This window comes from Deinococcus aquaticus, assembly GCF_028622095.1.
GTDB classification, from domain to species: Bacteria; Deinococcota; Deinococci; order Deinococcales; family Deinococcaceae; genus Deinococcus; species Deinococcus aquaticus.
The window spans coordinates 2,827,219-2,850,562 of the sequence record NZ_CP115165.1 but is presented as its reverse complement, the minus strand read 5'-3'; the positions used below and the strand labels follow the sequence as shown (position 1 = coordinate 2,850,562).

21 protein-coding genes and 1 pseudogene are annotated in these 23,344 nt (G+C 70.9%); 7 read left to right on the top strand and 15 right to left on the bottom strand.

The genetic code is table 11. The features are described 5' to 3' along the window. Nucleotides 1-8: 8 nt before the first annotated feature. From ispH to M8445_RS13795, 6 genes are all read right to left on the bottom strand, one after another. Nucleotides 9-1,004, bottom strand: coding sequence for a 4-hydroxy-3-methylbut-2-enyl diphosphate reductase (ispH, locus tag M8445_RS13820; protein WP_273988457.1), 996 nt, complete (start codon nt 1,002-1,004; stop codon nt 9-11). Between the two features lie 110 nt (nt 1,005-1,114). Next, a complete protein-coding gene (locus M8445_RS13815; RefSeq protein WP_273988456.1) occupies nt 1,115-2,638 on the bottom strand; it encodes a phospholipase D-like domain-containing protein in 1,524 nt (507 codons plus the stop codon). Nucleotides 2,639-2,789: 151 nt separating this feature from the next. Then, nucleotides 2,790-4,463 (bottom strand): glycerol-3-phosphate acyltransferase, encoded by a 1,674-nt coding sequence (locus tag M8445_RS13810; protein ID WP_273988455.1) that lies wholly within the window; start codon nt 4,461-4,463, stop codon nt 2,790-2,792. A 224-nt stretch (nt 4,464-4,687) separates the two neighbouring features. Further along, the gene (locus M8445_RS13805; RefSeq protein ID WP_273988453.1) at nt 4,688-5,392 is read right to left on the bottom strand and encodes a DUF4388 domain-containing protein; all 705 of its coding nucleotides are present in this window, start codon (nt 5,390-5,392) and stop codon (nt 4,688-4,690) included. A gap of 278 nt (nt 5,393-5,670) precedes the next feature. Continuing rightward, nucleotides 5,671-7,095 carry an NAD(P)H-hydrate dehydratase gene (locus M8445_RS13800; RefSeq protein ID WP_273990924.1) on the bottom strand — a complete coding sequence of 475 codons (1,425 nt, stop codon included), beginning with the start codon at nt 7,093-7,095 and terminating at the stop codon, nt 5,671-5,673. A gap of 80 nt (nt 7,096-7,175) precedes the next feature. Continuing rightward, the gene (locus tag M8445_RS13795) at nt 7,176-8,045 is read right to left on the bottom strand and encodes a tetratricopeptide repeat protein (protein ID WP_273988451.1); all 870 of its coding nucleotides are present in this window, start codon (nt 8,043-8,045) and stop codon (nt 7,176-7,178) included. Nucleotides 8,046-8,262: 217 nt separating this feature from the next. Here M8445_RS13795 and rsmA point away from each other — a divergent pair, with 217 nt between their 5' ends. The 3 genes and pseudogenes from rsmA to M8445_RS13780 all read left to right on the top strand — a co-directional run bounded on the left by rsmA (nt 8,263) and on the right by M8445_RS13780 (nt 11,084). Beyond that, entirely contained in the window at nt 8,263-9,123 is an 861-nt protein-coding gene (rsmA, locus tag M8445_RS13790) for a 16S rRNA (adenine(1518)-N(6)/adenine(1519)-N(6))-dimethyltransferase RsmA (RefSeq protein ID WP_273988449.1), read from the top strand. A 76-nt stretch (nt 9,124-9,199) separates the two neighbouring features. Further along, nucleotides 9,200-10,111, top strand: a pseudogene (locus M8445_RS13785) (carbohydrate kinase family protein); the annotation flags it as partial. A 340-nt stretch (nt 10,112-10,451) separates the two neighbouring features. Next, nucleotides 10,452-11,084, top strand: a complete 633-nt coding sequence (locus M8445_RS13780) for a hypothetical protein (RefSeq protein WP_273988447.1) — start codon at nt 10,452-10,454, stop codon at nt 11,082-11,084. 38 nt (nt 11,085-11,122) lie between these two features. Here M8445_RS13780 and M8445_RS13775 read toward each other — a convergent pair whose 3' ends face one another. The 7 genes from M8445_RS13775 to M8445_RS13745 all read right to left on the bottom strand — a co-directional run bounded on the left by M8445_RS13775 (nt 11,123) and on the right by M8445_RS13745 (nt 17,537). Continuing rightward, complete coding sequence (locus tag M8445_RS13775; protein ID WP_273988446.1) at nt 11,123-11,863, bottom strand: class I SAM-dependent methyltransferase; 741 nt, start codon at nt 11,861-11,863, stop codon at nt 11,123-11,125. A gap of 39 nt (nt 11,864-11,902) precedes the next feature. After that, nucleotides 11,903-13,147: a polysaccharide deacetylase family protein gene (locus tag M8445_RS13770; RefSeq protein WP_273988445.1), complete on the bottom strand. Its 1,245-nt coding sequence runs from the start codon at nt 13,145-13,147 to the stop codon at nt 11,903-11,905. Next, nucleotides 13,144-14,235, bottom strand: coding sequence for an MGDG synthase family glycosyltransferase (locus M8445_RS13765; protein WP_273990923.1), 1,092 nt, complete (start codon nt 14,233-14,235; stop codon nt 13,144-13,146). Before M8445_RS13765 ends, M8445_RS13770 begins: the two co-directional genes overlap by 4 nt. 56 nt (nt 14,236-14,291) lie before the next feature. After that, entirely contained in the window at nt 14,292-15,437 is a 1,146-nt protein-coding gene (locus M8445_RS13760) for an LptF/LptG family permease (RefSeq protein WP_273988444.1), read from the bottom strand. 82 nt (nt 15,438-15,519) lie between these two features. Then, entirely contained in the window at nt 15,520-15,948 is a 429-nt protein-coding gene (gene fabZ, locus M8445_RS13755; protein WP_273988443.1) for a 3-hydroxyacyl-ACP dehydratase FabZ, read from the bottom strand. Between the two features lie 133 nt (nt 15,949-16,081). Continuing rightward, nucleotides 16,082-17,122 (bottom strand): rod shape-determining protein, encoded by a 1,041-nt coding sequence (gene mreB, locus M8445_RS13750; RefSeq protein WP_189063066.1) that lies wholly within the window; start codon nt 17,120-17,122, stop codon nt 16,082-16,084. 142 nt (nt 17,123-17,264) lie between these two features. Further along, nucleotides 17,265-17,537 carry a hypothetical protein gene (locus M8445_RS13745; RefSeq protein ID WP_273988442.1) on the bottom strand — a complete coding sequence of 91 codons (273 nt, stop codon included), beginning with the start codon at nt 17,535-17,537 and terminating at the stop codon, nt 17,265-17,267. Between the two features lie 251 nt (nt 17,538-17,788). Here M8445_RS13745 and M8445_RS13740 point away from each other — a divergent pair, with 251 nt between their 5' ends. The 4 genes from M8445_RS13740 to M8445_RS13725 all read left to right on the top strand — a co-directional run bounded on the left by M8445_RS13740 (nt 17,789) and on the right by M8445_RS13725 (nt 20,934). Next, nucleotides 17,789-18,037, top strand: coding sequence for a hypothetical protein (locus M8445_RS13740; protein ID WP_273988440.1), 249 nt, complete (start codon nt 17,789-17,791; stop codon nt 18,035-18,037). A 96-nt stretch (nt 18,038-18,133) separates the two neighbouring features. After that, nucleotides 18,134-19,315: an acyl-CoA dehydrogenase gene (locus M8445_RS13735; RefSeq protein ID WP_273988438.1), complete on the top strand. Its 1,182-nt coding sequence runs from the start codon at nt 18,134-18,136 to the stop codon at nt 19,313-19,315. A 90-nt stretch (nt 19,316-19,405) separates the two neighbouring features. After that, complete coding sequence (locus M8445_RS13730) at nt 19,406-20,422, top strand: potassium channel family protein (RefSeq protein WP_273988437.1); 1,017 nt, start codon at nt 19,406-19,408, stop codon at nt 20,420-20,422. Between the two features lie 56 nt (nt 20,423-20,478). Then, a complete protein-coding gene (locus tag M8445_RS13725) occupies nt 20,479-20,934 on the top strand; it encodes a DUF4174 domain-containing protein (protein WP_273988435.1) in 456 nt (151 codons plus the stop codon). Nucleotide 20,935: 1 nt separating this feature from the next. Here the strand turns inward: M8445_RS13725 and M8445_RS13720 are convergent, their stop codons facing one another. Further along, nucleotides 20,936-21,469, bottom strand: coding sequence for a GNAT family N-acetyltransferase (locus M8445_RS13720; protein ID WP_273988433.1), 534 nt, complete (start codon nt 21,467-21,469; stop codon nt 20,936-20,938). Nucleotides 21,470-21,587: 118 nt separating this feature from the next. After that, a complete protein-coding gene (ilvD, locus tag M8445_RS13715) occupies nt 21,588-23,282 on the bottom strand; it encodes a dihydroxy-acid dehydratase (RefSeq protein WP_273988432.1) in 1,695 nt (564 codons plus the stop codon). Nucleotides 23,283-23,344 lie beyond the last annotated feature (62 nt).

Below are 23,344 nucleotides of genomic sequence, written 5' to 3'. Positions count from 1 at the left end.
AGCGCCCCTCACTGCTGGGTGCGGGGCAGCGCCTGGGTGGGCAGGATCTTCTTCGGCTCGCGGAACTCGATGTTCTCCCACTCGCCCTCCTCGATGACCTCCAGCGCCGGGTTCAGCGCCCGGAAGTGCGCCACGACCGCCTGCACCAGATCGTCCGGCGTGCTGGCCGCGCTGGTGATTCCCACCGAGCGCACGCCGGCAAAATCCATGCCCGCGAGGTCCGCCGCTGTTTCCAGCCGCACGGAACGCCCGCACTCCGCCTCTGCCAGTTCCAGCAGGCGCATGCCGTTGCTGGAGTGCGTGCTGGTCAGCACCAGGAACAGGTCCACCTGCGGCGCGATGGCCTTCACGGCGTCCTGGCGGTTCTTGGTGGCGTAGCACAGGTCCTCGCTGGGGGGCACCACCAGCGCCGGGAAGCGCCCACGCAGGATCTCCACCGTGCGGCGCGTGTCGTCCACGCTGAGGGTCGTCTGGGTCAGCACCACCAGTTTCTGCGGGTCCGGCACCTGCACCGTGTGCGGGTCGTGCAGGCCCTCGCCGGTCTTGCCGAGCACGCCCACCAGAATGGTGCTGTCCGGCGCCTCGCCCTGCGTGCCGATGACCTCCTGATGCCGGGCACTGTCCCCGATCAGCAGGATCGTGAAGCCCTCACGAGCGTACTTTTTCGCCTCGGTGTGCACCTTGGTGACCAGCGGGCAGGTCGCGTCGATGGTCGCCAGCCCCAGCGCCCGCGCCCGCTCGCGCACCGCCGGGCTGATGCCGTGCGCGCTGAACACCACCGTCTCGCCGCCCTGCGGGAGGGCGTCCACACCGTCCAGGTCCTCCACGAAATGCACGCCGTACCCGGCCTGAAGGCGGTCCACGACCGTGTGGTTATGCACGATGGAGTGGTACACCGTCACCGGCTTCGACTCGCTCTGTGCGGCCTTCTCGACCGCCTGAATCGCCATGACGACCCCCGCGCAGAAGCCGCGCGGCTTGGCAAGGTGAAGGCGCTCAACCACGCGCGATCACCCGAACGGAACAGGAAACAAGGACAGCGAACGACGTCATGCCCGACAGTGTAATGCCCGCCTGTCGCGCAGACCGTGCCACCCGCCAGCCTCCTGGCTGCTCAGGGCACGCCCACTGGTACGCGGCCCAGCCACCACTCGCGCGGCACCGGGCGGCTCGACGTGCGCCACGCTTCCGCGAACGACGCGGTCTGCGCCGCCACCGCGCCCACGTCCGAGGTCGCCAGGGCCGCCTCGGCCAGTCCCCACGGCCCCCACGCACTGAAATGAAAGTTGATACTGCCCGCCACGACCACCGACCCGTCCACGACCAGCGCCTTGGTGTGCATGGGGAACGTCGTGTAGCGCGCCTCGAAACGGTCCTCCAGGCCGCGCCGCCGCAACTCGCGGCGCAGCAGGGCCACCGCCGAGCGGTTCGGCACGGCCCCCACCCCGTAATCCACCAGCAGCAGCCGCACGCGCACGCCCCGCTCCAGCGCCGCGAGCACCGCCCCGAAGTACGGCGGTTGATCCTCCGCCTGGCACGGATCGGGCCGCAGGAACGCGAACCAGCACGTCAGCGACGTCCCGAAATCCGCCTGCATCAGATCCACTGACTCCTGCGCCGCGCCGATCAGCGCCAGTTGCGCACGGTCTGCCTGATCCTCCCCACCGGGCCGCCGGTACAGCAGGAACGCCCGCGCGTCGCCCGCCCGCACGGCCTCCCGCGCTGCCGGCGGGTGCGATACCGGGTCCGCCTCGCCCCGCACGCACGCGGCGTTCACAGCGTCCGGCGCGACCAGTGGCGGGCAGCGCAACTGCCACGAGTGCCGCCACAGGTCATCGAAGGCCGCCACGCCCGCCTGCGCGACCGGCCCCCGCACCCGCAACCCCTGGTCGTGCAGGGACCGCGCCTGCGGCAGCGATTCCGGCCCGCCCGCCGGCAGGTGCCAGGGCGAGAAGTTGAAACCCGCCACCGTCAGGTCCGTGCCGTCGATCACGTGCAGTTTCACGTGACTGTGCGGCAGGAACCGGAAGTTCAGGACCGACACCTGCCAGCCCAGCGCCGCGTCCTGAAGCGGCACGCCCAGCGCCCGCAGGTCGCGCACCAGTGCACGCGCCGGCCCGGTCCCGTCCGGGTCCAGTGGGTCCGGGTAGCCGCCCAGCAGCGCCCGCACCGCCACGCCCTGCGGGTACTCGCCCGGAGAGGCCCGCACCCGCGCGTGCAGGTCCCGCACGGCCCGCGCGAAGGTCCAGCCGGGCATGCCCGGCCCGCCCCGCCACTCCATGGAGGTCAGCAGCACCTCCGAGCGCGCCCCGACCACCTGCTGCGCGATCCGGTCGAAGGCGTCCACCGGCGTGTTCAGGTCACGGGGCGTGCGCATGAACTCCACGAACGTGTTCCCGCACGACAGGTCTGACCCGTCCGGCGTGCGCGTCGCCTCCCACAGCACCCGCTCCAGCCGCCCCGCCGGTTCGCCGCAGGCCCCGCCCACACCCGCCGGGGGCCAGCCCGCCACCACTGCCGGACGCGCCGGCCCCAGCCACAATGGCACCTCGGCCGCCCCGGCGCGGCCACCCAGTAGCGCCAGAAGGATCAGGACACCCCGCACCCCATCCGCCCAATCCCACCTACCACGCCGCATCTGGCCCGCAGCATAGACTTCCGACCCCACCAGTACCCGGTTTTTGGCGGTCTGGCCCTCCATCAATCGTTGATCTTCGGCCGCCCACGGCAACAGCAAGGGGCCGCGCGGCATTCCGCGGCGGCCCCCCAGGGTGACCTGCCCGCCGGGGTCAGTCGACGACTTCGAAGCCCAGCACGGCGGCCTGCTCGACGAAGAAGTTGATGTTCTCGGTCAGCGTCTGCGGCCCCAGGCTCTTACGCCAGTGTTCGCCCGTCGCGGCGATGATCAGCGTCTCGGCGAGGCAGGCGGGTACCTGTCCCTCCCCGAACTGCAGGTCGATGTTGCTGGTCATGCCGCCGGGGGGCCGCACCACGCCGCCGGGAATGACGCGCACGCCGGGAATGGCGGCCACGCTCTCGTCCACGTCGGCGGGGCGGCCCTCGTCGAAGATCCACGTGCCGGGCTTCACGTGCTGCGGGAAGATCACGGGGTTCGGGTCGCTGGTCGCCGTGAAGATCAGGTCCGCTTCCTTCAGGGTGTCGTAACTGGTGGTCGTGACGATCTCGGTGTCTTTCGAGGCGCGGCGCAGGGTGGCGGCGCTGCGTTCCAGCCGCTCCAGGTCACGGCCGATCATGATCACCTTCCCCACCTGCGGCGCGATGGTCCGCGCGATGCCGAACGCGACCACCCCGTTGGCCCCGACGACAGCGGCCGTCGCCCGTTTCAGGTCGCGGCCCTCGGCGGCGAAGTGCTCCAGGATGCCCGGAATGGCGGCCTTGATGGTCCCGGACGTGTACGCCCCGCCGTTCGTGATGGTGATGTCCGGCACGGCCGCCTGCACGTCCACGCCCTTGTTGCCCACCACGGACCAGAACGCGCCCAGCCCGAACACCTCCGCGCCCAGTTCCTGCGCCAGCCGCGCGCCCTCGATGGCGCGGCGCGTGGCGAGGTCCGGGTTATCACGGAACACGTCCGGCAGCAGCGGACTGGACAGCAGGTAACAGCGGATGCGTTTGCCGTCCGTGGTGCGGATGCCCTGCAACTCCCCGATCTTCATGGGACGCAGGCTCTCGGCCATCTGCCGCACGCCCGCCTCGCTGACCAACCCGCGCTCGACCAGTGGGCGCAGCCACGCGAAGCGCCGCGCGCTCCAGAAGTTCTCCAGCGTCATCGGGTGAATCATGAACGCCGCGACCACCTCGTCGCTGCGGCGGCCCGCCATGGGTACCGCCTCGCCCAGGCGCGGCTCGGTGCCGTCCAGCATGCGGCCCAGGTTCTCCTTGAACCGCCAGCCCGCCGCGACCAGCAGCCCCAGCGCCGCCAGTTTCGCGGCCGGCCCCAGCGGCAGCGCCGCGACCGCCAGCGTGAACGCCAGCACGCCCGCCAGAGTCGCGGCCGTCACGTACCCCCAGAAGCCCGCCACGCCCGCGTACACCACGACCGGCAGCGCCGCCGCCCACAGCGGCACGGCGCCCGTCACGGCCAGTCCCGCCATGACGCCCAGAAGCACCAGATTCCCCCGCCCGCGCGGCGGCGTCTGCCCGTACAGCGCGCGCGGCGGGTTCAGGTGCCCCAGGTACGCGGCCAGTCCCGCCAGAACTGACAGTTCCGGGTTGTTCACGCTGGACGCCATCAGGATCGCCAGGAAGCCCTTGGAGGCGTCCAGCAGCGCCGTCACGAACGCCAGACCGGGGCCGACGCGGTGCAGCACGTTCTCGACCCCCAGGTTGTAGGCGTTCGTCACGCGGACGTTCACGCCCGAGCGCGACAGGACCGCGTGCCCGACCGGGGCACTGCCCACCAGGAACGCCACGAGCAACAGCAGGGCCGACAGAAACAACATGCCGGGCATTCTAGAGCAGTCACGCTGCGCTGGGCAGCCAGCCGGTCAGATCGGGCGGACTGCCGGATCATACAGACTCCGGTTGAATGGTTTGCACAAACCGTTTAACCCGAGCGGACTCGTAGAGCTGCTCCGCAGAGCGAGTGGGAGCCGGACGGGTTCCGGGCGTGGAGTTGGCAACTTGGCGCCTTCCCAAGTTGTCAACGAAACAGACGGAATCCGTATCACTTCAGGTTCTGCTGCTCCCACACGAGGTCACGCAGGACCCAGCCGCTGCCGGGAAAGCGCAGGCCCAGGCGCAGTTCGCCCAGCAGGTAATCGCGCACCTCGTTCAGCGGCGTGCCCTGCGCCACGGCGTCCCCCAGGGTGCGTTCGCCGTCCAGAACGCGCGCCACCGGGTGCAGCGCGGCCCGCTGCCGGGTGGGCATCAGCCGCAGCCGGAACCACTCGAAGCGGTCCTCGGCGTGTAGTCGCCCGTCCCGCACGGCCTGCGACACGACCTGCGCCACCTGAAACAGCGGCACTTCCGCCTCCCGCGCCGCGGCGCGCACAGAGCGGCCCTGCGGCACGTCGAACAGCGGCAGTTGCCCCTGGAACACGCGGCTGGGACTGCCGATCACGGCGCACACCTGACCCCACTCGTCACTGATGCGCGCCCAGTCGGTCGAGAAGTGCCCGTACGCGCCCAGCGGCGTGCCCGTCACGGGACGCGGCTGGAACGTGAACATCCCGCTTTCGGGCAGCATGGGACTGGCGTACAGTGCCTCGGCCCCCAGCCAGTCCAGAATGCCGCCCGACACGATCTCACCGTTCAAGAAGGCCACGGTGAACGGCACGTCGGCCTGCACTTCCAGCACGCCGGTCTGCCGGGTCGTGTGAATCAATTCCAGGACGCCCAGAAGGGGAAGGTCGCTCAGCAGGCCTTGCATGAATACCAGCAAACTAGCACCTTTCCTGCCGGGCGCAGTCAGGGAAAGTTCACGTCCGGCACGCGTGTAGGGGGGAGGGAGGCCCCGCCCCCCAGTGGGGGCTAGGCACGTCCCGGCGGGAGGCAGACGGACTCCGATGGAATGGTTTGCAAAAACCGTTCCATCCGAGCGGACGCGAGCAGGAGCAGAGCGGATTCCGGGCGTGGAGTTGGCAACCCGGTGCCGTCCCGGGTTGTTAACGAAACGGACGGAATCCGGATCAGACGGGACGCGCCGGATCAGCCGGGCCGGTGTGCGGGCAGGGCGGCGCTCAGGTCCTGCCACGCCCCGCCGAGTTCCTGCGCCACGTCCGAGGCGCTCAGGCCGTAGCCGTGCACCTGCGCGGCGCGTTCCCCGGCGCGGGCGTGCAGGCGCACCCCGGTCACGGCGGCGTCCCGCGCACTCAGGCCCTGGCCCAGCAGCGCGGCCAGGATGCCGGACAGGGTGTCGCCCATGCCGCCGCTGGCCATGCCTGGATGCCCGCCGCGCGACACGCTCAGACCCCCGGGGTACGCCACGACGCTGGGGCCGCCCTTCAGGACGACCACGCCGCTCAGCCGCTGTTGCAGGGCGCGGGCGGCGCTCAGGGGATCGCGGGTCACGTCCTGCGTGCTGGTGCCCAGTAGCCTCGCGGCCTCGCCGGGGTGCGGGGTCCAGATGCAGGCCGCGTGCCCGTGCCCGGCCAGTTCGATCTGCAGGGCGTCGGCGTCCAGCACGGTGGGCCGCTGCCAGCGCAGCAGCTCGCGGGCCAGCGCGGCGGCGTCCGGACCCAGGCCCATGCCGACCGCCAGCGCGTCCGGCCGCCCTGACTCTGGCGTGCCCAGCAGCGCCGCGCGCAGGTCCGCGTGCCGGTGAATCATCAGTTCCGGCATCAGCAGCGGCACGTCCGCCGCCGAGTGCAGCGTGACCAGACCCGCCCCGGCCCGCAGCGCCCCCACGCCTGCCATGCCCGCCGCGCCCACCGTGCCGGGGTGACCGCCCACGATCCACACGCGGCCCGCCGTGCCCTTGTGCGCGTCCGCGCGGCGCACGGGCAGCAGGGCCGCCACGTGCGCGTCGGTCGGCTGCTCCGCGACGGCCTGCGCCTGCACCCAGTCGCCGGGCACCCGCAGTGGGATCAGCTGCACCCGCCCCGCCTGCGCCGCTGCCGCGCCGAACAGCAACGCGGCCTTCAGGCCCATGAACGTCACGGTCAGGTCCGCCCCGGCTGTGCCCGGCAGGCCATCCGGGCCGTCCGGAACCAGCGCCGAAGTTTCCTCCAGACCGCTGGGCAGGTCGATGGCCACGACCGGCGTGCCGTGCGAGCGCGCCGCACCCAGCGCCCCGATCACCCCGGCCAGCGCGGGCCGTAGCGGCGGCCCGAACCCGGTGCCCAGCAGGCCGTCCACGATCACGCCCGCCCCCGGCGCCCGGTGAGACACGGCGCTGGCACTCAGGGGCCGCGTCACGCCGCCCACCGCCCGCCAGCGCCGCCGGTTCAGGCGCGTCAGCGGGTGCCGGGACGGCAGGGCCAGCACCAGCACCTCACGCCCCAGCGTCAGCAGGTGCCGGGCCGCCACGAACGCGTCCCCGCCGTTCGCGCCGCCGCCCGCCAGCAGCAACGCCGGCCCCTGCGGCGCGAGGTCTTGCGCGGCGTCCGCCACGGCCCGCCCGGCCTCCTCCATGGCGAGGTCCAGCAGCCCGGCCCCGTCCAGTCGCGCGTCCACCGCCCGCGCGCCCTCGCCGTTCAGGACCCACGGCACCGTCAGCCGCCCACGCCCCGCACCGCTAGGAACACGATCAGCACGACCACGGCGATCAGCACCCAGCGCAGGTTCCTCATGAACGGATTCTGCGCGAACTGCTCCTTCATCTCGGCGTTCGTGTCGTCCTTCGAGCGTTTCATGCTCAGCTGCTGCCCCCGCCGGATAGACTTCACGCCCTCGCCCACGCGGCCCTGGCGGCGCAGCGCCACGCCCAGGTTATGGTGCCCGCCGTCGTACTCCGGGTTCAGGGCCAGCACCCGCCGGTACACCGCCTCGGCCTCCGCGAACTGCCCGGCTTCCATCTCCAGGTTGCCCAGGTTCGTCAGGGCGCGGTAGTGCCCGGGATCGGCCTGCATGGCCGCGTCCAGCAGCGCGCGGGCCTGCTCCGCCTCGCCGCTCACGGCGTGCAGGATGCCCTGCATGTTCAGCGCCTCGGCCCGCGTGAGCGGCTGCGCCAGCGCCCCGGCCAGCAGCGTCGCCAGTTCGGCCGGGTCCGTGACCTTCTGCCCGGCGTCCAGTGCCCGCAGCGCCCCGGTCAGCGCCTCCGGGTCCACCTGCGCCCGCAGCGCGCTCCCCTCCGGCTCCGGCAGGGCCGGCAGCAGCGGCGTCAGTTCGGCCGCCGCCTGCCGCGCCGCCGGGTACCGCCGCGCCCGCACGGCACTCTGCGCGGTCAGCACAGCGTCCAGCGCCTGTTCCAGGTCCAGTGGCGCGCCCTGCACCCGCGCGGTCGCCAGCGCCAGCCGCCACTCGCTCTGCCCGATCAGGTCCGGCAGGGACAGGACCGGCTCAGACGGTGCCGCCTGCGAGGAGGCCTTGTTCAGTTCCTCCGGCGTGGCCTGCCCGGCGTCCGGGCGGCGGGCGGCACTCACCTCGTCCCCCAGCACAGACCGGGAACGGGGCGGACCCGGGCGGGGCGCACGCGGACACTCAGGTGAAACAGGACACTCGGCCGGAACGGAACACTCACCTGCCGAGTATACTGACGCGTTGAAATCCCCGCGCTGCGCGGATGAAGCCGCCCGCCCAGACACACGCGGGACACTCTGCCCCTGCCCTGTGCGGGCGGCCCCACCGGAGCTGAACCCCTTGAAAGACCCGATCCCACCCACCAGTAGCGGAGCGACCGCCCCGCTGTACTCACCGGCCCGCGTGCGCGAACTCCTGACCCGCCACGGCCTGAAACCCACCAAGAGCCTCGGGCAGAACTTCCTGATCGACGGGAACATCCTGCGCGCCATCGCCGAGGCCGGGGGGGCCGCGCCCGGCGTGCCCGTCCTGGAGATCGGCCCCGGCCTGGGCGTCCTGACCCGCGAGATCCACTCGCGCGGCGCGCAGGTCACCACCCTGGAAAAGGACGAACGCCTGCGCGCCGTCCTGGCCGAAACGCTGGGCGACACCGACGTGCAGATCATCTGGGGCGACGCCCTGGACTTCGACTACTCGACCCTCCCGGCCGGAACCCGCGTGATCGCCAACCTGCCGTACTACATCACGGGCCTGCTGCTCTCCCGCTTCATGCGCGCGCCGGGCATCGTGTCCGCCACCGTGCTGGTCCAGAAGGAAGTCGGGCAGCGCCTCGCCGCGAAACCCGGCACCGACAATTACGGCTTCCTGAGCGCCATCGCCGCCCTGTACGGCAGCGTCCGCCACGTCCGCGACGTGCCCAAGGGCGCGTTCCTGCCCGCGCCGGACGTGACCAGCAGCGTCATCCGCCTGGACTTCGACCGCGACCGCCCGGCGCCGGAACCCGAATTCCTGAAATTCATTGAGGCGGCCCTGCACCACCGCCGCAAGACCCTGCGCAACAACCTGCGCATGATCGGCCATGACGGCGAGGCCATCGACGCGACCCTGGCGGCCCTGAACATCCGCCCCGACGTGCGCGCCGAGGACGTCGCCCTGCATGACCTGCGTGACATGGCTGTGAAACTCGGCGTGATACGGTAAGACCAGTTTCTACGCGCCCCAGCCCCACCCCGACTCGATCCACAAGGGCCGCCCGCCGCGCCCTGGAGGTACTCCCGTGAAGTTCTACGTTATCGGCGACGTGACCGTTGACCACCTCTACCACCTGGACCGCCTGCCCCAGCCCGGCCAGGAAGTCACGCCCCGGCAGGCCAGTATGAAACCCGGCGGCGCCGGAGGGACCATCAGCGTCACCCTGGCCCGCCTGGGCCACCGCGTCACGCTGGCGGCCCGCGTCGGCCAGGACCCGTTCGCTGAGTACGCCCTGAGCCACGTCCGCGACAGCGGCGTCAGCGAGAACGCCATCCAGCGCGACCCGCACCTGCTGACCAGCACCATCACCGTCATGCAGACCGGAGGCGGCGAGCGCGCCATGATCAGCGACGGGGCCGCCAACCGCCAGCTGGACCCCGCCCAGCTGAGCGCCGCCGAGGTGCAGGCCGCCGACGCCCTGATCATCAACGCCTACGCCATGATCGAGGGCCCGCAACGCGAATTCGCCCTGAACGCCATCGACGCCGCCCGCAGCGCCACCCCCCGCGTCCCGGTCTTCATCGACCTGGGCACCGGGGCCGTGAACAAGGCCGGGACCAGCCTGCGCGCCGACGTGCTGCGCGCCGACTACCTGATGCTTAACCAGCACGAACTGCAGGCCCTGACCGGCACCAGCTCCATCAGCGCCGCGCTGGTGCAACTCGGCGAGGCCGGCGCGCAGCAGGTCATCGTGAAGGTCGGCAAGATGGGCTCCATCACCTGGACGCCCACCGAGACCGAACTGGTCGACGCCGTGCGCCCCGAGGGCAAGGTCGTGGACTCCACCGGGGCCGGCGACACCTTCACGGCCGCGTTCGCGCACGCCATCCTCAGCGGGGCCAGCGTGCCCGAGGCCGCCCGCGCCGCCAACACCGCCGGGGCGCTCGCCGCGACCGGCATCGGCGCGCAGGAAACCCTGATCACCGCCGCCGACCTGGGCGGGAAGGGCGCGGCCCCCGCCGCTCCGGCCCGCAAGACTGCCGAGAAGCCCGAGAAGAGCGTGGAGAAGGTGGCCACGGCCCCTGCCGCGAAGGCCCCTGAACAGGTCGCTGAGCAGGCTCCGGAACAGGCGACTGAAAAGCCCGCCGAAAAGCCCACGGAAAAGGCGACCGCGAAGCCCGCCCGCGCTGCGGCCGGGGCCGCCGCTGCGGAGGCAGAGCCCGCCCCGGCTCCCGTGCGCCGCACCCGTAAAACCACCGCCAGCTGATACCGGCCCCATCCGCGCGGCCCGCACGTTCCTGACCGGACGGCGGGCCGCGCCGCTGTACCCTGACCGCATGACCTCTTCTGCCGACGCCCCCCTGACCCGCGCCCTGCACAGCGAGGCGGTCAGCCGCAGCCTGCGTGACGACCACGACGATCTTCCGGACGTTCCCGCCGTCTTCGCGCTGGTGCGCGACATGCCGTACGCCCGCGCCGCCTCGCACGACCCGCAGGACATCATCAGCGGGTGGCGCGGCACCTGCTCGACCAAGCACGAACTGCTGGCCGCGCTGCTGGCCGAGGCAGGCCTGCGCAGCACGGTCATGGCCTGCACGCAGGAAATCCGGCCGCCTGCCCACGCGCCCGCCGAACTGCTGGCCCTGACCGGCGGGCAGGCGGTCGTCGACGTGCACAATTACCTGATCGTGCACGCCCCGCAGGGCGACATGACCGTGGACGCCACCTGGCCCCTGGCGGCCCGTGAGGCCGGACTGCCCGTCAACGAGCACTGGGTGTGGGGCCAGGATCAGACCATCGCCTGCACGCCCATCGAAACCTGGCCCGTGCCCGTGGGCCAGAGCGTTGCCACCTTCAAGGACCGCCTGCTCCAGCAACGCTACACCCCGGAAGAACTCGCGCGGCGCGACGCCTTCATCCAGGGCGTGGGCCGCCTGTTCCTGGCGCAGAACGAGGCGACCGGCGGGTAGACACGGTTCAGACCGGGGCCGACCAGAAACGGGGGCCGTTACAGGGCGCGGGTGCTGAACACCATCACGTCGCTGCTGGCTTCCAGCGGGCCTCCCTGGAACGAACCGGTCACGCGGGGGCTCTCAAAGCCTGCGAAGCGCAGCAGCCACTCGACCTCATAGCGGGTGTAATACCGCTGCGTCAGGGTGTAATGGCGGCGTTTCAGGGTGCCGTCTGCCTGCGTGGTGTCCACGTGGTACTCGGTGGTGATGTGCTGGCGGGGCCGGTCGTGCCGCTGCACCAGGAACACGTCGGTGCGGCTGCCGTCCGGCGCGTGGAAGGTTTCGCCCTCGTGCCGCACGGTGTTCGCCTTTCCGAAGCGCGGCACGTACAGGTCGAACACGAAGGCCGCGCCGGTCTTCAGGTGCGCGTGAATGTTCTCCAGGCCCTGCAACTGCTCGTTCGGGGTGTACAGGTGCATCAGCGCGTTGAACGGCGCGATGACCGTCTCGAAGCGCTCATCCAGGCGGAAGATGCGCACGTCGCCCTGCACGAAGCGCATGTTCAGGCCGTCCTTTGCGGCGCGTTCCTGGGCGCGTTCGATCATGCGGGCGCTGGGTTCCAGGCCCGTGACGTTCACGCCGCGCCGAGCCAGGAACGACGTGACGCGCCCGGTGCCCGCTCCGACCTCCAGGACCGGGCCGCCCGCGCGTTCACCCACGCCGCCGTAAAAGTGCAGGTCGTCGCGGTACACGTCGTACTGGTGGTCGTACAGGTCGGCGAACTCGTCGTAATTCACGCCGCCCAGCGTAGCGCGCCTGTGCCTACTGCGGCACTCTTATTGCGGGACCTCGCCGTACAGCCGCAGGAAGTCCTCGCGGCTCAGGACACTGAGTTTCGGGGCCTGCGTGGTTGCGCCCGCTCCGTACGCGCGGCGCAGCACGTTCGCCCAGACGCGCAGGCGGCGCCCCGTGGCGGGCGGCAGGTCGTGCGTCTCGAAGCCCAGGCGTTCCAGGATGGGCGTGACCGCCGACTGGCAGTACACGGCCTGCGCCTCACGCAGTTCCGGGCGGCGCTGAAGGTCGGCCGCGACCCGCCGGAAGTCCTGCCGGGCCACGCGCACCGTGCGGATCGGCCCGAGCTGCGACATCAGAGCGTTGTTCGCATGGTACTCGGCGGCCGGGACGCCTGCGCGCAGGGTCAGGCCGCCGCGCAGCGTCAGGTCCGGGCCCGGAAAACGGGTGGGGGAGACCCGCAGGATCGAGTCCTTCAGGTCCCCGGCGGGTTCGGTACGCGTGAGGCGGTCCAGCAGACGGTCCAGGGTGCCCATGGCGCGGGCGGGCAGGTCGGCCCGGCGAACCGGCCGCAGTCCCTCCAGCCGCGCGAGGCTGGTCACGGCGTACCCGCGTTCCTTCAGGTCGGCCAGGACGCCGGGCAGGGCCGGGACGGTCACCCGCGCGCCGGGCCCCGCGTCGTGCAGCACGATCACGGCCCCCGGTTGCAGGGCGCGGCGCAGGTGGGCGCGCAGGCCATCCGGGGTCTGCCCGGCCCGCCAGTCCTGAACTTCCAGACTCCAGTGCGCTCCGGTCAGGCCGGCGGCGCGCTGTCCCAGCCGCGTGAACAGGCTGTACGCGCCGTGCGGCGGGCGGTGCAGCGTTATGGCCTGATCGCTGCCCACCTGCCGGATGACCGCGCTGATGCGGGCCGCCGCGTCGCCCGGATCGCGCCACGCGCCCCAGGGGGGTCGCAGCCACGCGTGGCGGTGTTTCACGGCGTGCGCCTGCACCTCGTGCCCCTCGCGTAGCATCCGGGCGATCAGGTCCGGGTGCGCCCCGGCGGGCGCGGCCAGCACGAAGAACGTGGCGTGCGCGCCCGCCGCGTGCAGGGCGTCCAGTACCGCCGGGGTGCTGCGGGGGTCCGGGCCGTCGTCGAAGGTCAGGGCCACCACCCGGCGCGTCTGCGGCCCGGCGCGCAGCAGGCCCAGGTTCGCGCGCTGCCACAGCAGGAACGGCCCGCCGACGATCAGCAGGCCTGCCGCGATGCCCAGCGACGCCGCGCGGTGGATCAGGCTGATGGACTTCATGCGCGTCCCAGGCGGCCCAGCACCGCCTGCGCCACGCGGTCGGCGGCGTCCGGGATGCCCAGTCGGCTGGCGGCGGCGCTCATCTGCGCGTGCGTGTCGCGGTCCAGGGCGCGCAGCACGGCGGGCCGCAGCTCACTCAGCTGCCTCGCCCAGACGGCCGCTCCGTGGCGCTCCAGCAGCTCGGCGTTGTGCTCCTCCTGTCCCGGAATGGGTTCGTGAATGACCATCGGCACGCCCAGCGTGGTCGCCTCGGCCACCGTCAGGCCGCCCGCCTTGCCGACCACCAGATCCGAGGCGGCCAGCAGTTCGGGAAAGTCGGTCGTGAAGCCCAGCCGGTGAACGGTCGCGCCGCCCACCTGCTGCACGCCCTGCCCGTCCGCGCCGGCCAGCACGAGCACCTGCACGGGCCGCCCCAGGTTCGACAGTTCGTTCAGCACGCCGCGCAGCGCCCGGAACGTGCCGGTCCCGCCGCCCGAGATCAGGATCACCGGCTGGTCGGGGCGCAGTCCGTGGCGTTCTCGCAGCGCCGCGCGGTCCGCGCCGATCAGATCACGGAACACCGGCGCGATGGGAATGCCGGTCACGACCACCCGGTCCGGCGGGATCTTCCAGTCGTCCATCTGCGCGGCCGCCTCGGGGGTCGCCACCATCAGCAGGTCCGCCTCGGGCCGCGCCCAGTGGTGATGCACGCGGTAGTCCGTGACGATCAGCGCGTTCAGGAAGTTCAGCCGCAGGCGCGTGCGGGCCGCTGCGGCCGCCGCCACTGGAATCGGGTAGGAACTGACGACCACCTCGGGCCGCACCTCGCGCACGTCGCGGACTGTGCCGCGCAGCCCCATGTGATGAAAGGTGTCCACCACGGCGCGCGGTTCGCTCTCGCGGTCCGTCCAGTTGTAGAACGCGCGGTAGATGCCCGGCGCGTACCGCAGCCACAGGTCGTACGTGCCGGCCGTGACGGTCCGCTCGACCGGGTTCAGGTACGTCAGGAAATCCGTGTGCCGGGCGTGCAGGTTCACGCCGCGCGTCCGCAGCGCCGTGTCCAGCGCGCGGTTCGCCTGATGATGCCCGCGCCCGAACCCGGTGGACATGATCAGTGTCCGCAGTTCCGGCCCGGTCGGCCCGATGGGGGGCGGTGGGGGTGCGTTCAAGTGCGCCTCAGTTGCCACAGGCCCGCCCCGGCGAACAGCACGTTCGCCAGCCACACGCCCGCTTCCGGGAAGGCCGGGATCAGGCCCGCCAGGGTCAGGCCCACGAAGAACAGCAGGTAGTACGCCACGGCGATCATCAGCGCGATGCCCAGGCTGACGCCCAGCGTCCGACCAAAGCGCAGCGCGAACGGCAGGGCCGCCAGCACCAGCACCAGGTTCGCGAACGGCAGGGCCAGTTTGCGGTTCAGGTTCACGCGCGCCCCGGCGCGGTCGGCGGCGCTCACGCCCGGCGCGGTCAGCTTGGTGATCAGTTCGGGCCAGCCCTCGGCGTCCGCGCCGATCGCGTCGGCGTACTGCGCGAGCGTCTGCTTGCGGCTCAGGCCGGTATCCACGTTCAGGGTGTCCGTGGCCTTCTCGGGCACGATCACGCTGGGGAACACGTCCTGCACCGCTGCGCGGAACGCGGCCGGGTCGTTCTCGGGCACGCGGGTCAGGGCCGCGACCGCGCCGTAATCCACCACGAACGTCGAGTACCCGCTGAGGCTCAGGCGGTTGTTCTCGAAGGTGCCGCGCTCGGCCAGGATGACCGTGCCGCGCCCCGCCGAGTCCGCCTGCCACTTCTGCACACGCACGTCCCGCAGTTCCCGCTTGCCGGTGTCGTAGCCGCCCATGGACAGCGTCAGGTTGTTCCCCAGGTCCACGGTCTTGCCCACCAGTTGCGACAGCCCCGCACCGGTCAGGGCGTCCCAGTACAGGCCGCGCGTCTCCACGTTCGCGCGCGGCGCGATCCACAGGCTCAGCCACACCGACAGCGCCGTGACGAACAGCGCCAGGGCCGCCGCCGGGCGTGCGATGCGGCCCAGGCTGATCCCGCCGCCCTGCACCGCCACGAGTTCCCGCTCGGTGCTCATGCGGCCGAACGCCACGACGGTCATCAGCACCACCGCCATCGGGAAGACCTTCACCAGCGTGTCCGGCATCTGGTACCCGATCCAGCGGGCGATCAGGCCCACCGGTACGCCGCTGAGCCACTGACTGGAGATGAAGAAGTACCCGAAGCTCAGGACCGCCGTGAACAGCAGCGTGCCGGCCAGCAGCGGCGGCAGCAGTTCCGCCGTCACGTACCGGGTCAGGCGCGTCACGCCCGGCCCCCGTGCGGCGCAGCCAGGGGGGTCACTGGGCCCGGCTTGAAAGAGGGGGCTTCCCTTTCAACCGGTGTCCCGGTCACCCTTTGCCCACCGCGAACAGGATGGTCGCCTCGGCCACCACCACGCCGTCCACCTCGGCGCGGCAGGTGGTCTTGCCCAGGCCCCGGCGCAGGAACTCCAGTTTCGCGTGCAGGTGCAGCTGATCGCCGGGAATCACCTTGCGCCTGAAGCGCGCGCCCTCGATCCCGGCGAGGTACCCGACCGTGCCGGGCTCCAGCTGTTCATGCAGGCAGAACATGCTGGCCTGCGCCAGCGCCTCGGTGATCAGCACGCCAGGCATGACCGGCTCCTGCGGAAAGTGACCGGGGAAGAACGGCTCGTTGATGGTCACGTTCTTGATGGCGTGCACCGCGCCGTCCTCGATGGACAGCACGCGGTCCACCATCACGAACGGGAAACGGTGAGGCAGGGTTTTCAGAACGTCCTGAATCAGAATGGGGTCCATGAGGGCTCTCCTGGGGCGGGCTCCGGCGGGGCCGGGAGGGGCGAAAGACAAGAAAAAAACGGGAGAGGCTTTACGGGCCGTCTCCCATCATTCACCGGAAAGCGAGGGCGCTCCGGGTGCGTCCCGGGGTGCGTCAGCGGCGCAGGTAGTTGTCGCTGGACACCAGCGAGTCGCCCAGCACCGGAATCATTTCCAGTGCCATGCCGGTGCCGACCGCGACGGCCTCGACGGCGTTCTCGGCCACCGCGACCGGAATGCCGGTCGTCTGGCGCAGCAGTTCGTCGAAGTTGCGCAGCAGGCTGCCGCCGCCGGTCATCACGATGCCACGGTCGATGATGTCACTCACCAGTTCCGGGGGGGTGATTTCCAGCACGCGCTTGACGCCGTCCACGATCTTCGTGACGGGCTCGCTCAGGGCCTCGACCACGTCCGTGCTGTCCAGGCTGATGGTCTTGGGCAGGCCGTTCACGAGGTCACGGCCGCGCACCTCGGCGGTCAGGTTCTCGGCGTCGTCGAGCAGCATGGCCGCCCCGACCTTCACCTTGATCTCCTCGGCAGTGCGTTCACCGATCAGCACGTTGTGCTTGCGGCGCACGTAGCGGATGATGCTCTCGTCGAACTCGTTGCCCGCCACGCGCATGCTCTCGCTGACGACAATGCCGCCCAGCGAGATCACGGCCACGTCCGTGCTGCCCCCGCCGATATCCACGACCATCGAACCGATCGGCTCGGCAATTCGCAGGCCTGCGCCGATCGCGGCGGCCAGCGGCTCCTCGATCAGGAAGGCGCGCTTGGCGTTGCTGTTCAGTGCGGCGCGCAGCACGGCGCGTTTTTCCACGTCGCTGACGTTGCTGGGCACGCCGACCATCAGCTGCGGTTTGAAGCCGAACAGGCGACCCGCGCTGCCCTGCACCTTCTGCAGGAACATGGTGATCATCTTCTCGGTCAGGCCCTCGTCGGCGATCACGCCGTCCTTGATGGGACGCACGGCGACGATCCCGCCGGGGGTGCGCCCGATCATGCGGTAAGCTTCCTCGCCGACAGCTTTGACTTTCTTGCTGTCGCGGGCCATGGCGATCACGCTGGGTTCCTGGAGTACCAGGCCGCGGCTCTTGCTGTAAATAAGGAACGTTGCCGTTCCAAGGTCAATTCCAATGTCTTCTGACAGCCTCACACTCGCCCTCCGGTCAAAACGTCCCAATCGTAGCACGGTGCATGAGGCGCGCTTAAAGCGTTTCTCATCCCCTGCCCGCGCCGCCTCGCACGGGCACCCACGCGCCCCGCCGCGCCCGGCTGCCTGCGGGTGAGGGGACCGGTCAGGCGCGGGGCTTGAGGTAGGCGGCCAGCCCCGCGCAGACACTGGTGAGCAGCATCAGCGTCATGGCCTGCTGAATGCTGCCCAGCCCCGTGACATTCAGCGCGCCGCTCAGGGTACTTTCCAGGCTGCCGATAGAGCGCAGCCACAGCGGCCCGGTGCCCGCCAGCGAGGCGAACGTCCCCAGGGACAGCAGCGCCAGCACCAGCGTCACGCCGAACAGCGCCAGCGACAGCACCCAGCCCAGAACGACCCGCAGTCGCCGGGCGTTCAACGGCACTCCAGGCGGGGCCGGGTGGGGCGCGCGGCGGGCGTGCCGGACAGGAAAGGGGCGCCGGACAGGAACTCCGGGCAGAAGTGGGGCGCGGTCATTCGGGGCATTCTAGTGACGCCGCCGCAGAACGCCGTGAGGATTTTCACACCGCGCCGCGTGGCTCCCTTCCCGCCGGGTGCCCCTGCTGGCGAGCCTCGACTGAACTGTGCTGCGTCGGGCCGGTGCCTGCGCCGCTGGGCTAGACTGCGCGGGTGAATCTGCCCGCCCGTGTTCGCGTGACCCGCCCCCCATTGCCCCTGGCCCCGGCCCTGAAAGCCGCCGCCGGACGCCTGTGCCCGGACGCCCCACACGACGCCCTGAGCGCCGCGGCGCTGGCCATCGCGGGCGGCAGCGTGATCGGCGCGCACCTGCGCTGGGACGGTGGAGAGGCCGCGAACGTCGAGACCGGCTGGCGCGGCCGTGGGATCGAGGAAGCGTTGGCGCAGACGGCCGCCGGGTAGGCCACTGGAAAAGCCCCGGGAAGGTCGGCGGGCAGGGCAGCGGGACTGGGGGAACGGACGCACGCCACCCTAACAACCGTTTGGTAGCCTGAGAGTATGACCACCACCGCCCCCACCGCAGCGGACACCGGCATGAGCTTCGGCCTGACCGACGAGCAACGCATGATCGTGCAGCACGTCCGCGAGTACGCCCGCGCCGAGATCGCCCCGCACGCCGCCGAGTACGACCGCAGTGGCGAGTACCCCAGAACGCAACTGCGCGGCCTGGCCGAACTGGGTCTGATGGGCGCCACCGTCCCCGAACAGTGGGGCGGCGCGGGCCTCGACTCGGTCACGTACGCCCTGTGCCTAGAAGAGATCGCCGCCGCCGACGCCAGCGTCGCCGTGATCGTCAGCGTGCAGAACGGACTGCCCGAACAGATGATCCTGCGCTACGGCACCGACGGGCAGCGCGAACAGTACCTCAGACCCCTCGCCACGGGCGAACACATCGGCGCGTTCTGCCTCACCGAAAGCGGTGCCGGCAGCGACGCTGCCAGCCTGTCCCTGAAAGCCACCCGCGACGGCGACCACTGGGTCCTGAACGGCACCAAGGCCTGGATCACCAGCGGCGGACAGGCCGACACGTACCTCGTCATGGCCCGCACCGGCGGCCCCGGCGCGCGCGGCGTCAGCTGCTTCATCGTACCCAGTGACACCCCCGGCCTGAGCTGCGGCCGCCCCGAGGAGAAACTCGGCCTGCACGCCAGCCACACCACCACCGTCACCCTCGAAGACGCCCGCATCCCCCACGCCAACATGGTCGGCGAGGAAGGCCAGGGCCTGATCATCGCCCTGGCCAGCCTGGACGCCGGCCGCATCGGCATCGCCATGCAGGCCCTCGGCATCGCCCGCGCCGCCCTGGAACACGCCGCCCGCTACGCCAGCGAACGCGAACAGTTCGGCAAGAAACTCCGCGAATTCGAAGGCGTGAGCTTCAAGATCGCCCGCATGGCCGCCCGCACCGAAAGTGCCCGCCTCGTCGCCCTGAAAGCCGCGTGGCTCAAGGACCAGGGCCAGCCGTACGGCAAGGAAGCCAGCATCGCCAAACTCCTGGCCAGCGAGGCCGCCGTGGACGCCACCCGCGACGCCATCCAGATCTTCGGCGGCAACGGCTACAGCCGCGAGTACCCCGTCGAACGGCTGTACCGCGACGCCAAGGTCACGGAAATCTACGAGGGCACCAGCGAAATCCAGCAACTCGTGATCAGCCGCGCCGTGTTCAGCGAACTGACCTGACCACCCCATCCGGACCACGGCCGGACGCGCCGCAGAGGATTCAGGGAACCGCAAGACACGCCGGAGTGCCGCCGCTCAGAATGAACGGCGATGCTCCGGCAACTCCTGTGGATTCCCGGCACCCTGATGGTGCTCGCCGTCCTCGGCGACCTGATCGTCACGTGCCTCCAGTCCGGCGAGGGACGCATCAGCCGCGCCGTCCACCGGCCCCTGTACGCCTCCCTGACCGCCGCCGCCCGACTGAGTGGGCGCCGCGCCCTGATGTCCTGGAGCACGCCCCTGCTGATCATGGGCACCCTCGCCGCCTGGACGCTCCTGTGCTGGCTGGGCTGGACCCTGATCTTCTGGTCTCAGCCCGGCAGCCTGCTGGGCTCCGACAGCGGCACCCCCGCCAACTTCGCCGCCACCCTGTACTTCGTCGGGTACACCATCAGCACCCTCGGCCTGGGCGAGATCACCGCCCCGCTCCCCTTCTGGCGCCTGCTGACCGCCGTGGCGTCCATCAACGGGTTCTTCCTGCTGACCTTCGCCATCACCTTCGTCGTGCCCATTGCCCAGGCGCGCGGCGACCGCCGCCGACTCGCGCTGCACCTGCACCGCGCCGGCCCCGGCGCGCAGGCCCTGATCCTGAACGCCCACACCGACCACGACCGCGGCCTGCTGAGCCTCACCACCGACCTGCACGACATGCTCAACGACGTGGACGCCGCCCACCTGAACTCCCCGTACCTGCACCGCTTCCACGACCACGACCGTCAGGACGCCCTGGACCTGCACCTGCCGGCCCTGGGCGAAGCGCTGCTGATCCTCCAGGGCACCCTGACCGGCCCGCCCCCCCAGGGCCTGAGCCGCGCCCTGAGCAGCATCGACTCGCTGACTCGCACCTTCGAACGCGTGCACCACGCCCGCGACCCACAGACGCCCCCCCCACCCGACCTGACCCGCCTGCGCGACGCCGGCCTGATCCTCAAGCCCGACGCGGACTTCCACGAGTACCTGCGCACCCACGCCGCGCTGCGCCGCCGCCTGCACGCCATGGCGCAGGCCGGGCAGTGGCGCTGGGATCAGGTCGCCGCCCAGCAGCCACCCGCCCCCGACGCCGCATGAAGGTCCGCCCGGACCACGCGCCACCCCCGCTCATGCCCACCAGCCACACTGAAAGCATGCCGTTCCTGACCGCCCTGCTGACCGCCGCCACCCTCGGCACACCCGGCATTCCGGCTCTCGCCACGCCCTTCACACTGACCGGCGCGGACGGCCGCCGCTGGTCCCTGAGCAGCGCCCTGGGCCGCGAACGCCTTCTGGTCGTCCGTAACCCCAGCGCCGCGTACCTGAACGCTGTCCGCGCACAGGACACGGCATTGCAGGTGCGTGACCTGCGCGTCGTGGCCCTGCTCCCACCAGATGACGCCCGCCTGAACGGCCCCCGCACCCTGATGCTCACGCTGCTCGCCGATCCCGGCGGACGGATCGGCACGCAGTACGGCCCCGCCACGCTGATCGGCAAGGACCGCGGCATCAAGGCCCGTTACCCCGCGCCGCCCGCCCTGAACACCGTGGGCGCCCTGATCGACACCATGCCCATGCGCCAGCAGGAACGCCAGCAGCGAGGGCGCTGACCTACCCCCGCTGGCGCGTCAGCAGCAGCACCCGGTCGTCCGGCCCTCCAGCCTCGCCGGTCACCTTGAATCCCACCCGCGCGGCCAGCCGCAGCGACGCCGCGTTCTCCGGGCTGATGATGCAGAACGTCTCGCTCACTGGCAGGTTCATGTCCCGCCACGCCATCACTGCCAACAGGGCCTCGCCGGCGTACCCCCGCCCATGCGCCCACGGCAGCGTCACCCAGCCTGCCTCTGGAATGGCGTCCAGTTCAGGGTGGTCTGCCAGCAGATCCCGCTTGAAGCGCCCCAGCCCCACCTCACCCACAAAGCGCCCGGACGTCCGTTCCTCGACCACCCAGTACCCGAAGCCTAGCAGCGCCCAGTGCCCCGGGTGCCGCAGCAGCCGCGTCCACACGTCCTGCCGCGCCAGGGGCCGCCCGCTGGTGTAGCGCGTGACGACCGGATCCTGCCACAACTCCACACAGGCGGCAAGATCGTCCATGCGGTGCGGGCGCAGCAGCAGGCGCGGGGTGGTCAGGATGGGGGCGTGCATTCCGTCACCGTACCGCACGGCCCTACAGCACAGGGGCCGCCCACCCGGAGGTGCAGCGGCCCTGTTTCATGGCCTGACCGATGTTCGGTTCCCTTTTAGGGGGAGGAGGTGGTTGCGTTCAGTCGGTGTACGCGCCGACGCTGGCGCTGCTCACCAGTTTGGCGTACTTGGCGAGCACGCCGCGGGTGTAGCGGGGTTCGGGTTGTACCCAGGCGGCGCGGCGGCGGTCCAGTTCGGCGTCGTCGACGTGCAGGGTGAGTTTCAGGGTTTCGGCGTTCAGTTCGATGGTGTCGCCCTCGTGCACCAGGGCGATGGTGCCGCCCACGAACGCTTCGGGGGCGACGTGGCCGACGACGAGGCCGAAGGTGCCGCCCGAGAAGCGCCCGTCGGTGATCAGGCCCACGGAGTCGCCCAGGCCCTTGCCGATGATGGCGCTGGTGGGGGAGAGCATTTCGCGCATGCCGGGGCCGCCCCTGGGGCCTTCGTAACGGATGACGAGCACGTCGCCGGCGCGGATCTGGTCGTTCATGATGGCGTGCATGGATTCTTCTTCGCTGTTGAACACGCGGGCGGGGCCGGTGATCTTGATGCTTTTCAGGCCGCTGATCTTGGCGACGCTGCCTTCCTCGGCGAGGTTGCCGCGCAGGATGGCGAGGTGCCCTTCGGTGTAGAGCGGGTCGCTGAAGGCGCGGATGACGTCCTGTCCTTCGCTGGGGGTGTCCTGTTCGTCTGCGAGGTTCTCGGCGATGGTTTTGCCGGTGACGGTCAGGCAGTCGCCGTGCAGCAGGCCTTCTTTCAGCAGCATCTTCATGACGCGGGGGATGCCGCCGACGACGTGCAGGTCGGTGGCGACGTACTTGCCGCTGGGTTTCAGGTCGCAGAACACGGGCGTGGCTTCGCGGATGCGTTCGAAGTCCGCCAGGGTCAGGTCGATGTCGCAGGCGTGCGCGATGGCCATCAGGTGCAGGACGGCGTTGGTGCTGCCGCCGACGGCCATGATGACCGTGATGGCGTTCTCGAAGGCTTTCTTGGTCAGGATGTCCAGCGGGCGGATGTCCTGCTCGATGAGTTTCAGCAGGGCGCGGGCGCTGTCGGCGGAGGACACGGCCTTCTCGGCGTCCACGGCGCTCATGGTGCTGGAAAAGGGCAGGCTCATGCCCATGGCCTCGAAGGCGCTGCTCATGGTGTTCGCGGTGTACATGCCGCCGCACGAGCCGTTGCCGGGGCAGGCGCGTTTCTCGATCTCGGTGAAGTCCTCGCGGCTGATCTTGCCTGCGCCGAACGCGCCGACCGCCTCGAACACGCTGACGATGGTCAGGTCCTTGCCGTCGTAGTGGCCGGGTTTGATGGTGCCGCCGTACACGAAGATCGCGGGGATGTTCAGGCGGGCGATGCCGATCATGGCGCCGGGCATGTTCTTGTCGCAGCCGCCCACGACGATCACGCCGTCGTGACTCTGCCCGCGCGACACGGTCTCGATAGAGTCGGCGATCACCTCGCGGCTCACGAGGCTGCACTTCATGCCCTCGGTGCCCATGCTGATGCCGTCGCTGACGGTGATGGTGCCGTAGATCTGCGGCATGCCGCCGCCCTCGCGGATGGCCCCGGTGATGTGATCAGCCAGTTCGCCCAGGCCGTTGTTGCAGGGCGTGATGTTGCTCTGCGCGTGCGCCACCCCGATGATGGGCTTCTCGAAGTCGCCGTCCTCGAAGCCCACGGCGCGCAGCATGGCGCGGTTCGGGGCGCGTTCGTCGCCTTGCGTGATGTGGTGGCTGTTCCAGTTCAGTTTCTTCTTCTGCGCCGTGTCGGTCATGCCTCACCCTACGCCCGGGCGCGCCCGCCTGCGTGCAGAGGCACAGACAGGCGCGCCCCGCC

Bases quoted from the DNA above. Each gene is read 5' to 3' on its own strand.
- ilvD (WP_273988432.1), bottom strand. From the start codon at position 23,282: ATGACCGACACGGCGCAGAAGAAGAAACTGAACTGGAACAGCCACCAC.
- M8445_RS13780 (WP_273988447.1), top strand. From the start codon at position 10,452: ATGACCTCTTCTGCCGACGCCCCCCTGACCCGCGCCCTGCACAGCGAG.
- M8445_RS13730 (WP_273988437.1), top strand. From the start codon at position 19,406: ATGCTCCGGCAACTCCTGTGGATTCCCGGCACCCTGATGGTGCTCGCC.
- M8445_RS13800 (WP_273990924.1), bottom strand. From the start codon at position 7,095: ATGGAGGAGGCCGGGCGGGCCGTGGCGGACGCCGCGCAAGACCTCGCG.
- M8445_RS13725 (WP_273988435.1), top strand. From the start codon at position 20,479: ATGCCGTTCCTGACCGCCCTGCTGACCGCCGCCACCCTCGGCACACCC.
- M8445_RS13735 (WP_273988438.1), top strand. From the start codon at position 18,134: ATGACCACCACCGCCCCCACCGCAGCGGACACCGGCATGAGCTTCGGC.
- M8445_RS13720 (WP_273988433.1), bottom strand. From the start codon at position 21,469: ATGCACGCCCCCATCCTGACCACCCCGCGCCTGCTGCTGCGCCCGCAC.
- M8445_RS13805 (WP_273988453.1), bottom strand. From the start codon at position 5,392: ATGCAAGGCCTGCTGAGCGACCTTCCCCTTCTGGGCGTCCTGGAATTG.
- M8445_RS13770 (WP_273988445.1), bottom strand. From the start codon at position 13,147: ATGAAGTCCATCAGCCTGATCCACCGCGCGGCGTCGCTGGGCATCGCG.
- M8445_RS13815 (WP_273988456.1), bottom strand. From the start codon at position 2,638: ATGCGGCGTGGTAGGTGGGATTGGGCGGATGGGGTGCGGGGTGTCCTG.
- M8445_RS13765 (WP_273990923.1), bottom strand. From the start codon at position 14,235: ATGTCCACCGGGTTCGGGCGCGGGCATCATCAGGCGAACCGCGCGCTG.
- fabZ (WP_273988443.1), bottom strand. From the start codon at position 15,948: ATGGACCCCATTCTGATTCAGGACGTTCTGAAAACCCTGCCTCACCGT.
- M8445_RS13810 (WP_273988455.1), bottom strand. From the start codon at position 4,463: ATGTTGTTTCTGTCGGCCCTGCTGTTGCTCGTGGCGTTCCTGGTGGGC.